Here is a 14,525-nt window from a genome sequence, read left to right as displayed (position 1 = left end):
TACTGTGAAATGGTAATCACGGAATCCGAATGCAATCCGATGTCAGGGCTTCGAGGAAGGAGGACTCCGAAGCCCCGCCAACACACCGCATTCATAAGGTATGTAGTGATGAAGGAAGAGAAGGAATGAAGAAGAAGATAGAAGTTCGATTATGTGGTTGAGCCGGCTCCTGCCCTCACAAGGGAGGGACCGGCTCAATCTGTTCAGTTGTTATTCAGTTATTGCTGTGATTTGATGAGTGATGGTGAGGAGCATCACCACCGAATCACTGGGCAGACAGGACGTCGGTGACGGCCTTGTTGTCGGCCTTGAGGTCACCGGAACCCCACACGGCGTTCTGCACGAGCAGCTGCCACGGGGAGCCAGCGGCGTTGAAGGCTTCGTTGAAGGCCGGGGACTTCGGGGTCTGGCCGTTGCCGTCGATAATCACGGAGTTGATGGTCTGGATGCGTGGGTCAGCGTCTTTGTAAGCGGTCTTCAGGGTCTGGATGTTGGAGGCGGTGTCGCCTTGGTCAGCGAAGACTTCCTTCTGAGCGTCAGACTGCATCAGCCAGTAGAGGAAGTTCCAGGCCTGAGCAACGTGCTTGGAGTCCTTGGAGATACCCATGGCATCGCCGCCGAGGAACGTGGAGGTCTTGCCTTCCTTGGTGCCCGGGATCGGAGCAACGCCGACCTCGAAGCCGCCGTCCTTCTCAGCATCGAACAGAGCAGTGGTGGAGGTGTTCGGGTAAGGCATGACACCGATCTTGCCGTTCGCGAACGGAGCGGTCCAGGTGGCGCCGGTCTCTTCCTTGGAGCCTGCACCCAGGCCGTTGGTGGTGTTGGCCAGCTCCTTGTAAGCGTCCAAGACGCCCTTCATGGAGTCGTTGTCCAGGGTGGCCTCGGAGCCATCCTTGTTCATGACGGATTCGCCGTCAGCCCACACGGACGGGAAGAGGTCGAAGACCAGAGCACCACCGGACTGACCGGCGAGGTAGGAGCCTGCGACGCCATCCTTGTTGAGGGCGGCGACCTTCTTGGCCTGCTCGACGAACTGGTCGATGCTCTTCGGACCCTGCTCCGGGTCCAGACCGGCTTCCTTGTACAGGTTCTTGTTCCAGACCATCACGGAAACGTCAGTGATGAACGGCAGGGTGTACTCGGCGCCGTCAACAGTACCGGCTTCGATGTGGCCCTGCTGCAGGTCGGCCTTGTTGTCCAGGCCATCGATTTGCTTGGTGATGTCGGTGAAGATGCCCTCGGAAGCCCAGTACGGAATACGGACCACGTCGCCGGCGAGGATGTCAGGCAGGGAGTCGGTCTGCGAAGCGCCGCCGACCTTGCCTTCCATATCGTCGTTCGGGATGATCTCGAGCTTGACCTGGTTCTTGTGGCTCTTGTTGTAAGCCTCGACCACGTTCTTGGCCTGACGCTCCAGAGGGGAACGGGTCCACAGGGTGATCTCGGTACCATCGTCGGTGCCCTTGGCCGGGATACCTTCGGCGGTGGCAGTGCCACCATTGCCGGAGCCACCACAGGCGGCCAGCGGAACGATCAACGCGGCGGCAGCGATGCCAGCAAGAGTACGGGTCAGTTTATTGAAAGACACCATGTTCGCTTCTTTCTCTATATATCCGCTCAACTATGAGAGGCGGTGGCGGACGGTCCGCCTCCTTGGTTTCGCCCTGCTCGCTCCTTTGCCCGGAGCAGGTAACACTGCGAAAGCCTTTTCTCAATATAAACGAACATGGAAGTTTTTGCAAAAGCGCTTTCGCATTTTCGCGTTTTTTCTCACATCAAACGGGTTCGAGACTGTGATTCGACTATGAATAACGTGCTTGAATTGGCTTAATATCAATGATTATTCCGGCGTGTCGAGCAAATCAAACAAAAGCGAACATGGAAGTAACGCTTTCTTTCACTTACCTTGCACTTGAACAATTTCCCTGACTACGCCACGCCGAAAAAAAGATGTTTGCGAAAGTTTTCGCATTGAAGCTACAATTATTCCCAGATGCAATGGCGCACCACACCGTATGAGGTATTTCATCGCAAAACAATGCGCTATATACTGCTGAAGAACCAAGGAATCGAGGCATGATGACCCAGCCAGCAACCGGACGGGCAGCGCGACTTGAGGATGTGGCGGCATTGGCCGGAGTCTCGACGGCCACTGCATCCAAGGCACTGCACAACAAACCCCGTATCAGCGAAGAAACCAAGCAGCGTGTACTGGATGCCGCCAAGCAACTCAACTACTCTCCCAACAAACTCGCTCAATCCCTAGCCCGCGGCACCACCGGCACTATCGGCCTGGTCACCTCCGATCTGCAGGGTCGTTTCTCCACACCGATTCTTATCGGCGCGGAGAACGAGTTGCGAGCCCAATCGACCTCAGTATTGTTGGCCAACGCTCGTGGCGACGCCGCCTTGGAACGTCAGCATGTCGAGAAACTGCTGTCCCTCAAGGTCGACGGACTGCTCATCGTGCAGTGCGAGACCAACCCCAGGCCCACGCTTGGCCATGACTGGGGCGTGCCACTGGTCTACGTCTACGGCCCCTCCACCGACCCCAAAGACTGCTCGGTCACTTGCGACAACGTGGACGCCGGCCGCATGGCCATCAACCATCTCATCTCGTGTGGCCGCCGGCACATCGCCATTATCGGCGGCGACGAAACCTATACCGCTGCCACCGACCGCACCAAGGGCGCGCTCGAGGCACTCTCCGAATTAGGTATTGAACCCGCCGGCCCAATTCGTTACGGCAAATGGGACGAAGGCTGGGGCCGCGCCGCCACCCGCCTGCTGCTCGACCAAGGGGTCAAGTTCGATGCAGTGGTCTGCCAGAACGATCAGTTGGCCCGCGGCTGCATTGACGTGCTCAAGCAGCAGGGACTGCGCATCCCGGATGACGTCGCCGTCATCGGCCACGATAACTGGTCGGTACTGACCTCCAGCTCGAGGCCCGCACTGACGTCGATCGACAACGAAACCGAAACCATCGGACGGCGTGCGGCACGATACTTGGTCGATGCCATCGACGGCAACCCGCATCACGGTGTCGACTACGTACCCTGCCACCTTATCCAGCGCGAATCCACCCTCCCGCTGGACTGATATCAATCGATGCCCTACCGCTTCTTGGTTTTGCGCCCCTTTAAGTAGATGTCGATGACGATCCATACGCCGAGGGCGAAGGCCACGACGTAGCCCATGAAGCCGATGACCGGAATGCCGAAGATAATCGGCTTCATGCCGGCGTAGTAGACAATCGACGAGCCAACGAACAAACCGACCACAATCAGGGCCATCGTCAGACGATTCACCATATCCGAAAGCAGCTGGAACGGCTCTTCAGAGCCGACCAGTTCCATGTTGACGCGCAACTGACCACGGGTCAGCATACGGGCCACGGTCTTGAGTTCGGTCATGGTGCCGAGCGTGGCATGCAAAGCCTGATGTCCCTCAACGCCCAGCGACTTGATCTCGTCTTTGGTGGCGTTCTTCAGCGATTTCGACGTGGCGATATGGTCGGAAATGATTTCGATCATATTCACATCAGGAATGAACTCGTCCAGCAAGCCTTCGAGCGTAACCAACGCGCGGCCGACGGTGGTCACCGTACTGGGCACCTCGATGTTGTGGCGGCCGGCCATCTGCGTCAGTGCGGTCAGGAAGGCGGCAATGTCCAGTTCGGCCAGATCCACAGTGCCGAATTCCTTGACGATCACGTCCAGATCAGCCAGCAGTGCTGGGTAGTCCTCCGGATCGGCCTCGGTGCCGGCAAATCGCAGCAGCCCCTCGGCCAGAGCGGGCGAATCCTGTTTGGCGACGGCGAAAATCATTTCTTTGAGGACTGCACGGGTGCGCTGGTCGAGCCGACCGGTCATACCGAGGTCGATAAGTACGATCTGGCCGCCCCGGATGATGATATTGCCGGGATGTGGGTCAGCGTGGAAGAAGCCGTCGTCGAGAATCTGCGTGGCGTAATTGTCGACGAGCTTGGTGCCGATCTCCTTCAAGTCATAACCAGCATCGACGAGCCGGCCCGGGTGGGAGACGGAGATGCCGTCGATGTACTCCATGACCACCACATGCTCGGTGCACAGTTCGGTGTACGCCGTCGGGCAGTCCATGTATTTGAATCGGGCGGCGAAACGCTTGAATTCGGCGAGGTTGCGGGCCTCAATCAGAAAGTCAGTCTCCGATTCGAAGGTGTCCCACAGCTCCTCGACCACGCCCTTCAGGTCCACGATCTGTGAGGTGCGAATCACCTTAGTGGCGGCCTTGGCTATGGAGCGCATGATGGAGACGTCCTGGGCCATGGTTTCGCGCACACCCGGGCGCTGCACTTTAATGGCCACATCTTCGCCGGTTTTCAGCGTGGCGCGATGCACTTGCGCCAGTGAAGCAGAGCCCAACGGCTTGGGGTCGATATGCGCGAACACCTCGTCGGCGGGACGCCCGTATTCGGCGGCAAGCACATCCAACACCGTGGAATACGGCATCGGGTCGGCGTCGGCGCGCAGTTTGGCGAGTTCGTCGCAGAAGCTTTGCGGCAGAATCTCGGAGCGCATCGACAGAATCTGGCCCACTTTGACGAACGTGGGGCCGAGCGCCTCGAACATGAGGCGCATTTTGACCGGAGTCAGGCCGTGCAGCACGTCGAATTGCTCGACGATTCTGGTGATCTGCCCCAGTCGTTTGATCTTGCCACGACGCGTCAGATGGTAGCGCGTGGCGAAATCGTTCCTGCGTCCGAACAGTGCCAGCGTTTCGTCGGATACGCTCGGAGTCGCCTTGGTAACGGTCTGCTTGAGCGTGTCCGACGTGTCGACGGACCGGTTCGCCGCCGCCTCACGTTCGGCTTTCGCAGGCGTCAGAATAGGGTCGACCCTGCTGGAAAGCGGGGTCGACCCTGATTCCGGCGTAGCGCGTGTGGGCTTGGTCACTCGGCCTTGCCCTCGTCAGCGGGCTTGTCGGCGGCACTGGTGTCGGCTGCGGCAGCAGCTTTGTCGCCGGCTTCGGCGGCGGCCTTCTTGGCGTCATCCACCGTCTCGCTCACCTTGCGCTTGAGCTCGGTGTTCAGCGCCTTGCCCTGCTCGACCGTAATCTCACCCTTCTTGACGAGTTCGTCGACGAGCTCGCTGCTCTTCTCGTATCCGGTGGCAAGGGCTCCGATGCCCGCCAGCAGGACCTTGCGCAGGCCATCACCCAGAAGATCAAAATCAGCCATGATACCCCTCCTTCGAGGTCCGACATGGCCTGGTGCCATGTCTCGTACCACCAAGCCTAGCGCAAACAACAGGGCAATGTACTAGACCCTCAGACTGATTTCGACTGATTTTTCGCTGATTGGTACTTACCGAGGACTCACCGAGAATTCACCGAGGACGTTCGGCGGCAGCCTTGCGCGCGTTGGTGGCTACTTGATCGAGCCGGGCAAGCTCCTTGGCTTGTTCGGGGGTCTGATCGGACGTATCGAACGTACCGTAACGACGAGTCACGGCAGTTTCGATAAGGAAATCGCTGATGGCGGGGTTTTTAGGCAGCAACGAGCCGTGCATGTAGGTGCCGATCACGTTGTGCACGCGCGCGCCCTCGGTATGGTCTTCGCCATTGTTGCCTCGGCCATCCTGATCGACGGTGCCGAGTGGCTGAACGCCTTCGCGCAGGAAGGTCTGGCCGGAGTGGTTCTCGTAGCCAATCACATCGCCGAACTGGTCGGAATGCTCAACAAGATTGCCGATCATACGCACGTTCTGGCCCACGGTATAAGCACCGATAACGCCGATGCCGTCCAGACGGGTGCCGTCCACGGTTTCAAAGTACTCGCCGAACAGCTGGTACAGGCCGCAGATCATCAGCATCGGCGTACCGTCTGCGGCAAGCGAACGCAACAGGTCGGCGCGATGGTAGAAGTCGTCGATGATTTTCTTCTGGCCGGTGTCTTGGCCGCCGCCTCCCAGAATAAGGTCCACCTGGTCGGGCCAATCGTCGCCTTGATTGTACTGGTGAACGACCGGTTCGTAACCGTACAGTTCCAGCCGGCGGCGGATAGTCAGCACGTTGCCGGAATCGCCGTAGATGTTCATGTCTTTGGGATACAGGGACACCACATCAATTGTTCTGGCCATGTCACGTTCTCCTTGTCGATGTTCTCCCGCTGCCGGGAAGCGTCTTATTCCCTCACCATGCCCCTTCCGCTGGCGGGAGGTGGCGCGCGAGCGCCGAAGGGTGGTTACTTGCCCACGCCCGCGTCCCGTACTTCGGTGATGCGGCCCAGTACGGCGCGGGTTTTGAGCATGGCGGTGTAGGTGCAGTAGATGTGCTTGCGTGTGCCGGGATTGGCGTTGACGAATGCGGTGACGGCCTGTTCGAGGTCGGTGTTCGTATCGGCGACTGGCACTTGGTCATACCCCAGGCGCAATGCCATGTCCCAGGCACGCACGCCGGAGACCATGGCGACACCGGACGCGCGCAGGGAAGTGAAGTCCACGTCCCACAGCCAGCTCATGTCGCGGCCGTCGGCATATTCGTCGTTGATGGCGATCATGGTGTCCGCGTTGGCCGGGTCGAAGCTGGCGAGCGAGAGGCGGAAGCCCATCGGGTTCTTGACCAGCAGCAGTTCGACCGGGGAACCGTTGACGTCGATGACCTCGCCACGGCCGAAAGCCGGCGTGACGCGGGAAACGGCGGCGATAAGCTCGTCGGCGGACACGGCGCAGGCGTTGGCTGCGGCGGTGGCCTTGGATGCGGCGGCATTGTCTTGCATCACCGCACGTACCACAGCGAGCGCGGCGGCCGCGTTGTACAGGTTGTAGACGCCTTCAAGCTTGACGTCGGTGGCGTAGCCCTGACCGTCCATCTGGAAGGTGGCCTTGTGGTCGCCCACGGCGGTAAGTGTCACGTCGGCGGGAAGTTCTGCCGTGCCTGTGGAAGCTCCTCTCAGTTCGCTTCGCGGACTGAGAGGAGTTCTGGCTGAGGGGAGCGGCCCGGCCACACCTTCCACCGACACGGTCGTGGCCATGTCGTCATCGGACGGGAAATAGTGGCGCAAATCGTCGGCGAGGCCGAAGTATCGCACGGTGGTGCCAGCCGGGGCCTTCGCGGCGAGCGCGGCGATACGCGGGTCCTCGCGGTTCAGTACCACAGTGCCGGTAGTCGCCGCAGCCACATGGCTGAGCAGTTTGGCCGTGGTGTCGATTTCACCGAATCGGTCAAGCTGATCGCGCATCACGTTCAGCAGCAATGCATAACGGGGCTTGACCTGCTTGACGAAGTGGACGGCGTACGCCTCATCGAGCTCGAGCACGGCGATGTCCGCGTCCAATTTGCCGCCGAGCGTGACTTCGGTAAGCAGTGCGGAGACCACGCCGCGCACGAAGTTCGAGCCGGTCGGATTGGTGAACACCTTCAGCCCCAGATCGGAGAGCATCGAGGCGACCATGCGGGTGGTGGTGGTCTTGCCGTTCGTGCCGGACACCAATACCACGCCAAGCGGCAACTGCCCGAGCGTACGGGTCAGGAAGCCGGGGTCAATCTTTTCTACGACTTTGCCGGGCAAAGCCGAACCGCCATGTTTGGTGACGCGGGATGCAAACCGCACGAAGCGGCCTGCGGCCACGGTGGCGAACGCATACCACGGTTTGCAGGTCTGCACCACGGACGATTGGTCTTGCGAAACATCGCGTGAAACGTTGCTTGCCATCATCACACCCCCTGATTGGCGTTGTAGTCCTGCGGCATGTCTTTGAATTTGGACGTGGCACCGAGGAAGGCGAGGTGGAAGGTTTCGGTCGGGCCGTTACGGTGCTTGGCCATGATGATATCGGCCTCGCCAGGGCGGTCTTCCTTGTCGTAGAAGTCAGGGCGGTGGACCAGGAACACCACGTCGGCGTCCTGTTCGATTGAGCCGGATTCACGCAGGTCGGAGAGCTGCGGCTTCTTGTCGTTACGCATTTCCGGGCCACGGTTCAGCTGGGAAAGGGCCACGACCGGCACTTCGAGTTCCTTGGCCAAGAGCTTCAGGGCACGGGAGAATTCGGACACCTCTTGCTGGCGGGATTCCACGGCCTTGCCCGAGGTCATCAGCTGCAGGTAGTCGATGACTACGAGTTTCAGATCGTTGGTCTGCTTCAGACGACGGCATTTCGCACGGATCTCCATGAGGCTCATGTTCGGGCTGTCGTCAATGAACAGTGGCGCGTTCTGCATCTTGGTCCAGAACTGGTTCAGGGTGTTCCAGCGTTCGGGGGTGATGTCGTCGGCGCGGCGCAGGGCGGCCATCGGAATATTGGTTTCGGCGGAGATAATACGCTGAGCGAGCTCCACCTTGCTCATCTCCAAGCTGAAGACCACGGAAGTCATGTTGTGGTGCAACGCGGCGGCGCGGGCGAAGTCGATGCCGAGCGTGGACTTACCCATGGCCGGACGTCCTGCGACGACGACCATCTGTCCGGGCTGCAGGCCCTGGGTCACGTCGTCGATGTCGCGGAAGCCGGTCGGCACGCCCTTGTTGACGAGGCCTTGCTGCAGTTTGTCCAGCTGGTCGAGCGCGTCGTGGACCACCGGGCCGATGGCGGCATAGTCCTGACGCACCTTGCCCATCGACATCTCGTAGATCTCGGACTGGGCGAGGTTAACCACATCCTCAGCCTGCGATCCCTCGGCGGAATAACCGAGCTGGGCGATTTTGGTGCCGGCGGCGATCACATTGCGCAAAATGGCCCGCTGATGGACGATCTCCGCGTAGTACATGGCATTAGCGGCGGTCGGTACGGATGCGACAAGGCTGTGCAGATAGTCCGCGCCGCCGACCTTGTCGAGGTTGCCATCCGCCAACAGCTGGTTGGCCACGAGCACCACGTCCACCGGCTGACTGGCGGAAAACAGATCGATGATCGCGTTATAGATCGTCTGATGCTTGGGCTGGTAGAAATCGGTGACGTCAATGGTCTGCGAGACCTCGCCGATGGCATCCTTACTCATCAGCATGCCGCCGAGCACGGCCATTTCCGCGTCGTCATCATGCGGGGGCACGCGGTCGAAAATCGGGTCGCCGGCCGCCGCCGACGTCTGCGTGCCGCCCCGGCCCGCGCGGTCGCCACGATCGCCACGATCCAGGCCACCGCCGAACCCATTCTGATACGAGTGTTCACTTCCTTCTGGCATAGCCTCCAAGTATAGGATGTGGCGTGGCAGGTGAACGATATCGTATGGAAACGAAACGGTTGCCCGCATCGGTTCATTCCTTATTCACCTATGAGTCAGCGCCACGACACGCAGAAAGCAAAATGTGGATAGAAAAATAAGTTATCCACATTTTGGGGATAATTCTGGGGATAATCCACTAAGTTATCCACATACTGGGGATAACTTGGTGGATAGTCTGGGGATAACATTCCGCGCCCACAACAGGTGCTTGCGCAACGCAGTCAGGCGTGATATGCGTGTGAGCGTGCCCATAGACTCTTCCGACGCCAAAGCCACCAGTTCCGGCGATACTACACGCCGCGATGGCTTCGGCACCCCGCATGCCGGCGCAAACACAAACGTCAGCAACGGCCCGACCGACGCCCGCTCCACCAACCGCCGGATCATGGCGCTGGCCCTGCCGACCTTCGGCCAGCTCATCGCCGAACCGACCTTCATCCTTATCGACACAGCCATCGTCGGCCATATCGGGGATGCGGCGTTGGCCGGCCTGTCAATCGGCTCCACCATCATCCTCACGGCAGTCGGACTATGCATATTCCTGGCCTACTCGACCACTGCGCAGGTGGCACATCTGCTGGGAGCGGGTCGTCGTCGCGAGGGACTGCAGGCAGGCATTGATGGCCTGTGGCTGGCCTTGAGCATCGGCACCGTACTGGGATTGGGATTGTTCGCGGCTGCCGAGCCATTATGCCGGGCACTGGGCGGTCAGGGCGAAGTATTGGAACAAGCCGTGACCTATACGCGCGCAATCGTGCTGGGTGCGCCAGGCATGCTGATGGTATATGCGGCGAACGGCATTTTCCGAGGATTGCAGAAGGTTCGTATCACGCTGATCGCTGCGGTGGGCGGCGCGGTGGTGAACACGGTGCTTGATGTGTTGTTCGTTATTGTGCTGAATTGGGGCATTGCCGGCTCCGGAGTGGCGACGCTGGTAGCTCAGTGGTTCATGGGGCTGTTCCTGGTAATCCCCGCCATTCTGTGGTCCCGGGCGGATGGTGCGAGTCTGCGGCCTCGTTTGGCCGGTATTGCGGCAGCCGGGGGCGACGGACTGCCATTGTTCATTCGCACATTGGCGATTCGTGCGGCCATGGTGACTACGGTCGCCTGTGCCGCGCGCATGGGTACTGCCGTGTTGGCCGGGTTTCAGGCCGTGAACTCCTCTTGGAATTTTGCGATGAACATGCTGGATTCCGTGGGCATCGCCGGCCAGACGCTGGTGGCCACAGCGCTGGGCGCTGGCAGCGTGCAGCAGGCGCGGCGGCTGACGCGGGCGACCGGGCGTGCGGGACTGGTCACCGGCGCGGTAATCGGCACGGCTTTTGCGGTAGTCGGCCTGTTCGCCGGGCACTTCTTCTCCCCTACGCCACATATTCAGACGCTGATCGCCGTGGGCATGGTGACGATGGGCATCTTCTTCCCACTGCAAGGCTGGATGATGGCAATCGACGGCATTCTTATCGGCGCGCGCGACTACCGCTATCTGGCCGTCACATGCACGCTGACCGCCGTGGTGTATGTGACGCTCATACTCATACTGGCCAATATGGTGACGCCGGCGCTGACGAGCGACCTGATGCGTACCGCCGTACTCTGGGCCGCGTTCAACGTGGTGCTCATGGGTGGGCGCGGTCTGTCCAACGGACTACGCGTGCGCTCGGACGCATGGATGAGGTAGGTATCGGCCGCGCGAAGCGCTGGGCGATTCCGTTTACATAGCGGCGCGGGCGGCGGAATACATGCCGCGGACGATTTGTTCGCGCCACTTGGACCAGCCGTATTGCTTGGTGATGGTCTCACCGGCGGTGGCACCGAGCGAGGAGCCGTCGGCCCGGGTCAGGTCGAACAGCATATCCAGCAGCATCTTGTCGTGGTGCAAGCGGTCGGCCAACTCCTCCGCCACGGCCGGATCATAGGGGTCCTTACCCGTGGCAAATTCGGATAGCGTCAAATGCTCACGCACCAGCACGGTAGCCCAGTCGACGATGTCCGGCGCGTAGCCCATACGCTTGAGAATCACCGGCACATGGCGGGCACCCTCGGCGGCGTGATCGGCCACGAACGCGCGCTTGCCGATGTCGTGGGTGATACCGGCCAACAGCAATGCCTTGAAATGATCGTCATCGTACCGTCCACCGGACGGTGTCTCACGACCCAGACGCGACGTGACCTCCACCATATGCCGATCGATGGTGTACCGGTGGGCGGCCGAGGCGGACGGACGGTTGCGGACGCCGAGCCATTCCGGCATCCATCGACCCGGAATGTCCACGAAATCGATGCTCTCCCACACTTCCATAAGATTCGATCCGCACGCAAGCAGACGGATAAACAGCTCGCGCGATTCGTCATCCCACTGGTTGTCGTGAATCGGGCAGCGCTTCAGATTAACCAAGGTAGACGGGTTGATGGGAAGACCGAATTCGCCGGCCGCCACGGCCATACGCAACGCCAGCTTGGCATCCTTGGCAGGCTCGGCACCGGGCGCCAACACCAATTCGCCTTCGTGCTTGGCCACGCCGGGAGCCACCACGTCGAATTGCGGGGCTTCGCGCTTGCCACCAGAGCGCTGAGAGAACATCTGGAAGAACGCGAATCGCGGCTTTTCGTGGGTCAGCGAATGTTCGGCGCGGGAAGCGGTGGAATCAAGCGAGAAGGAGATGCGCCGACCGATACGGGCAAGCAGTGTCTGCAGATCGTCGATCGAGTAGGCGGCACGCTCGTTTTCGGGCCAAGTCGGATCGGCAAGGCCAAGCATGGCAGCCACTTTGGCCTGATAGGGCGTCAGCATCAGGTTGGTATCCTTGCCGGCCACCAGATGGATGCAGTCGCGTACGTCGAGCAGACGTTCCACAGCTTCGTCGTAAATGCCGTGCGGGCGGTCGGCCAGCCATGAGGCGGCGAGCGCGGAGACGAGCACCGAATCGCGCAACCCCCCACGGGCCTCTTTGATGTCGGGCTGATTGACGTATTGGAGCCGGCCGAATTCGTCGAGTCGGGCTTTGGCGGAGTCGAGCAGTTCGGGCAGGCGCTTGCGGGCGGCCTTGCGCCAGCGTTCGAGGATGGACGTGGCGGTGGTGGTGATCAGAGCGGTGTCGCCGGCGATGGGCTTCACGTCCAGCCAGCCCATGGCGGCGGGAAGGTCATGGTCGGTGACTTCCTCGCATTGGGCGCGCGTGCGGATGGAGTGGTCGAGGTCCAGACCGCTGTCCCATAGCGGGTACCAGAGTTTGTTGGCCAACTCGTTGAGCTGCTGGTCGTTCAACGTGCGAGGCTCGTAGATGATGACCAGGTCGAGGTCGGAGCTGGGGCCCAGTTGGCCACGTGCCAGCGAGCCTACCGCGGCGAAGCCGATGCCGGAGTCGGGCACGGGGAAAGAGACATCCTTGCAGGCCGCATTCCACAGCTCAGTGAGGCATTGCATGGCCAGTTCCGTGCGGGCTTTGCGCTTGGTCGCACCATTCCGGTAGACGCCGTCGTCATCCGGCTGGCTCATATCCATGAATCGTTGTTTCAAGCCATCTACTGCTGAAGTCATTGCTTCATCTTTCATTGCCAAAAAAAGTCCCCGCACGGCGTCAATTCGCGGCGTGCGGGGACCTTTCCTATGCAGTCCATCCCCTTCTAAGCATGGACGTCTGTGTTATCAGATCGCGGCGGAACCGGTCTCACCGGTACGCACGCGGGCCACGGAGTCCAGCGGAGCGACCCACACCTTGCCGTCACCGATGGTGCCGGTGCCGGCGGACTTGATGATCACACCGACCAGCGTTTCGGCATCCGCGTCATCGGACAGCACTTCAACGCGAATCTTCGGAATCAGGTCCACAGTGTATTCAGCGCCACGGTAGACCTCGGTGTGGCCGCGCTGGCGGCCGTAGCCGTTGGCCTCGGACACGGTCAGACCGTGCACGCCGGCGGCCGCGAGGGCCTCCTTGACATCGTCGAGCTTATGGGGCTGAATGATAGCGGTGATCAGCTTCATTTCACTTCACCTCCTTGAGAACGGAGCTGGCAGTACCAGCAAAATCGTAAGCACGTTCGCCCTGGTCGGCAAGATCGATGCCGCCGACTTCCTGGGCTTCGGTGACGCGCCAACCGATGGTCTTCTCCAGAGCGAAGGCGATGATCGCGGTGATCACTGCGGAGTAGAGGATGGCGACGAGAGCGATGACCAGCTGAACGACGAGCTGCTTCCAGTCGCCACCAGCCAGCAGACCGGTGCCTTCACCGAAGAAGCCGATGAGGATGGTGCCGGTGAAACCACCAACGCCATGCACGCCGACGACGTCGAGGGAGTCATCGTAGCCGAACTTGAACTTGAGACCGCAGGCCAGGCAGGTCAGGACACCAGCGATGGCACCCATCACGATGGCCCACAGCGGGGAAACCACATCGGCGGCCGGGGTGATGGCGACCAGGCCGGCGACCATACCCGAGGCGGCACCCATGGCGGTGTAGTGACCGGAGCGAATCTTCTCGGTGAAGCCCCAAGAGAGCATTGCGGCTGCGGTGGCGGCGGAGGTGGAAACCCAAGCGTAACCAGCAGTACCGTTGGCGGCGAAGGCGGAACCAGCGTTGAAGCCGAACCAGCCGAACCACAGCAGGAAGGCGCCGAGCATCACGAACGGCACGTTGTGCGGGCGGAACGGCTGCGTGCCGAAGCCCTTACGCTTGCCGATGATGAGCACGATGATCAGGGCGGCGACTGCGGCGTTGATGTGGACGACAGTACCACCTGCGAAATCGTGGGCGGCCGCGCCGATGGCCTTGGAGATGGCGCCGTCAGCAGACAGCAGACCACCGTTCCAGACCATGTGGGCCATAGGAGCGTAGTCGAAGGTGACCCACAGCGCCACGAAAATCATCCAGGTGCTGTACTTCACACGCTCGGCAATGGCGCCGCAGATCAGGCCGACGGTAATCATCGCGAAAGCGACCTGGAAGGCGACGTCCACGGAAACCGGGTAGTTGTTGCCGTTCAGACCGGTGGCGGTGAACACGCCGTCCTGGGCGACCATGGAGTCCTTCAGCAGGAAGCCGCTGGCCGGGTCGCCGAAGATGCCTCCGATGTCGGAACCGGCGTAAGCAATCGACCAACCCCACAGGGTCCAGATAATCATGGTGACCGACAGGGCGGCCGCCTCAAGCATCAGCATGTTCAGGACGGCCTTGGCACGAACCATACCGCCGTAGAAGAACGCCACACCAGGCGTCATGAGGAAAACCAAGGACGCGGATGTCAGGATCCATGCGGTGTTACCGGAATCAATCGCTCCCATGTCTACCTCCCTCTCTTTCGTTCAGGGCACCGGGGGCTTTGCGCG

Annotated in this window: 11 protein-coding genes; 2 read left to right on the top strand and 9 right to left on the bottom strand. The window is 60.7% G+C overall.

The window, feature by feature from the left end:
• Window positions 1–265: 265 nt before the first annotated feature.
• Window positions 266–1,591: an ABC transporter substrate-binding protein gene (locus tag BLLJ_RS01075; RefSeq protein WP_007051556.1), complete on the bottom strand. Its 1,326-nt coding sequence runs from the start codon at window positions 1,589–1,591 to the stop codon at window positions 266–268.
• Between the two features lie 485 nt (window positions 1,592–2,076).
• Between BLLJ_RS01075 and BLLJ_RS01065 the strand changes: the two genes are divergently transcribed.
• Window positions 2,077–3,099, top strand: a complete 1,023-nt coding sequence (locus BLLJ_RS01065) for a LacI family DNA-binding transcriptional regulator (protein ID WP_007054733.1) — start codon at window positions 2,077–2,079, stop codon at window positions 3,097–3,099.
• 14 nt (window positions 3,100–3,113) lie between these two features.
• Here BLLJ_RS01065 and BLLJ_RS01060 read toward each other — a convergent pair whose 3' ends face one another.
• From BLLJ_RS01060 to dnaB, 5 genes are all read right to left on the bottom strand, one after another.
• Window positions 3,114–4,934: an ABC1 kinase family protein gene (locus BLLJ_RS01060; protein WP_007051558.1), complete on the bottom strand. Its 1,821-nt coding sequence runs from the start codon at window positions 4,932–4,934 to the stop codon at window positions 3,114–3,116.
• Entirely contained in the window at window positions 4,931–5,218 is a 288-nt protein-coding gene (locus BLLJ_RS01055; RefSeq protein ID WP_007054731.1) for a phasin family protein, read from the bottom strand. The genes BLLJ_RS01060 and BLLJ_RS01055 overlap by 4 nt, the downstream gene beginning before the upstream one ends.
• A 148-nt stretch (window positions 5,219–5,366) precedes the next feature.
• Window positions 5,367–6,119: a type 1 glutamine amidotransferase gene (locus BLLJ_RS01050; RefSeq protein ID WP_013582350.1), complete on the bottom strand. Its 753-nt coding sequence runs from the start codon at window positions 6,117–6,119 to the stop codon at window positions 5,367–5,369.
• Between the two features lie 104 nt (window positions 6,120–6,223).
• Window positions 6,224–7,696, bottom strand: a complete 1,473-nt coding sequence (locus BLLJ_RS01045) for a Mur ligase family protein (protein ID WP_013410406.1) — start codon at window positions 7,694–7,696, stop codon at window positions 6,224–6,226.
• Window positions 7,696–9,225 (bottom strand): replicative DNA helicase, encoded by a 1,530-nt coding sequence (gene dnaB, locus BLLJ_RS01040; protein WP_007054729.1) that lies wholly within the window; start codon window positions 9,223–9,225, stop codon window positions 7,696–7,698. The genes BLLJ_RS01045 and dnaB overlap by 1 nt, the downstream gene beginning before the upstream one ends.
• 205 nt (window positions 9,226–9,430) lie before the next feature.
• Between dnaB and BLLJ_RS01035 the strand changes: the two genes are divergently transcribed.
• On the top strand, window positions 9,431–10,876 hold the full coding sequence (locus BLLJ_RS01035; RefSeq protein ID WP_007051563.1) for an MATE family efflux transporter: 1,446 nt from the start codon (window positions 9,431–9,433) through the stop codon (window positions 10,874–10,876).
• Window positions 10,877–10,909: 33 nt separating this feature from the next.
• On the opposite strand, the gene BLLJ_RS01030 is transcribed toward BLLJ_RS01035, so the two are convergent.
• The 3 genes from BLLJ_RS01030 to BLLJ_RS01020 form a co-directional block, all read right to left on the bottom strand.
• On the bottom strand, window positions 10,910–12,736 hold the full coding sequence (locus tag BLLJ_RS01030; protein WP_007058100.1) for a [protein-PII] uridylyltransferase family protein: 1,827 nt from the start codon (window positions 12,734–12,736) through the stop codon (window positions 10,910–10,912).
• 108 nt (window positions 12,737–12,844) lie between these two features.
• Entirely contained in the window at window positions 12,845–13,183 is a 339-nt protein-coding gene (locus BLLJ_RS01025) for a P-II family nitrogen regulator (RefSeq protein ID WP_007051565.1), read from the bottom strand.
• Between the two features lies 1 nt (window position 13,184).
• Window positions 13,185–14,480, bottom strand: a complete 1,296-nt coding sequence (locus BLLJ_RS01020) for an ammonium transporter (protein WP_003828095.1) — start codon at window positions 14,478–14,480, stop codon at window positions 13,185–13,187.
• Window positions 14,481–14,525 lie beyond the last annotated feature (45 nt).

This window comes from Bifidobacterium longum subsp. longum JCM 1217 (assembly GCF_000196555.1).
Classification (GTDB): Bacteria; Actinomycetota; Actinomycetes; order Actinomycetales; family Bifidobacteriaceae; genus Bifidobacterium; species Bifidobacterium longum.
Note: the sequence above shows the minus strand (reverse complement) of the source record. Positions and strands in the feature narration are given on the sequence as shown.

Excerpts from the sequence above, each read along its gene's own strand:
- BLLJ_RS01065 (WP_007054733.1), top strand. The coding sequence starts at position 2,077 with ATGATGACCCAGCCAGCAACCGGACGGGCAGCGCGACTTGAGGATGTG.
- BLLJ_RS01045 (WP_013410406.1), bottom strand. The coding sequence starts at position 7,696 with ATGATGGCAAGCAACGTTTCACGCGATGTTTCGCAAGACCAATCGTCC.
- BLLJ_RS01025 (WP_007051565.1), bottom strand. The coding sequence starts at position 13,183 with ATGAAGCTGATCACCGCTATCATTCAGCCCCATAAGCTCGACGATGTC.
- BLLJ_RS01035 (WP_007051563.1), top strand. The coding sequence starts at position 9,431 with ATGCGTGTGAGCGTGCCCATAGACTCTTCCGACGCCAAAGCCACCAGT.
- dnaB (WP_007054729.1), bottom strand. The coding sequence starts at position 9,225 with ATGCGGGCAACCGTTTCGTTTCCATACGATATCGTTCACCTGCCACGC.
- BLLJ_RS01050 (WP_013582350.1), bottom strand. The coding sequence starts at position 6,119 with ATGGCCAGAACAATTGATGTGGTGTCCCTGTATCCCAAAGACATGAAC.
- BLLJ_RS01075 (WP_007051556.1), bottom strand. The coding sequence starts at position 1,591 with ATGGTGTCTTTCAATAAACTGACCCGTACTCTTGCTGGCATCGCTGCC.
- BLLJ_RS01020 (WP_003828095.1), bottom strand. The coding sequence starts at position 14,480 with ATGGGAGCGATTGATTCCGGTAACACCGCATGGATCCTGACATCCGCG.
- BLLJ_RS01030 (WP_007058100.1), bottom strand. The coding sequence starts at position 12,736 with ATGACTTCAGCAGTAGATGGCTTGAAACAACGATTCATGGATATGAGC.
- BLLJ_RS01055 (WP_007054731.1), bottom strand. The coding sequence starts at position 5,218 with ATGGCTGATTTTGATCTTCTGGGTGATGGCCTGCGCAAGGTCCTGCTG.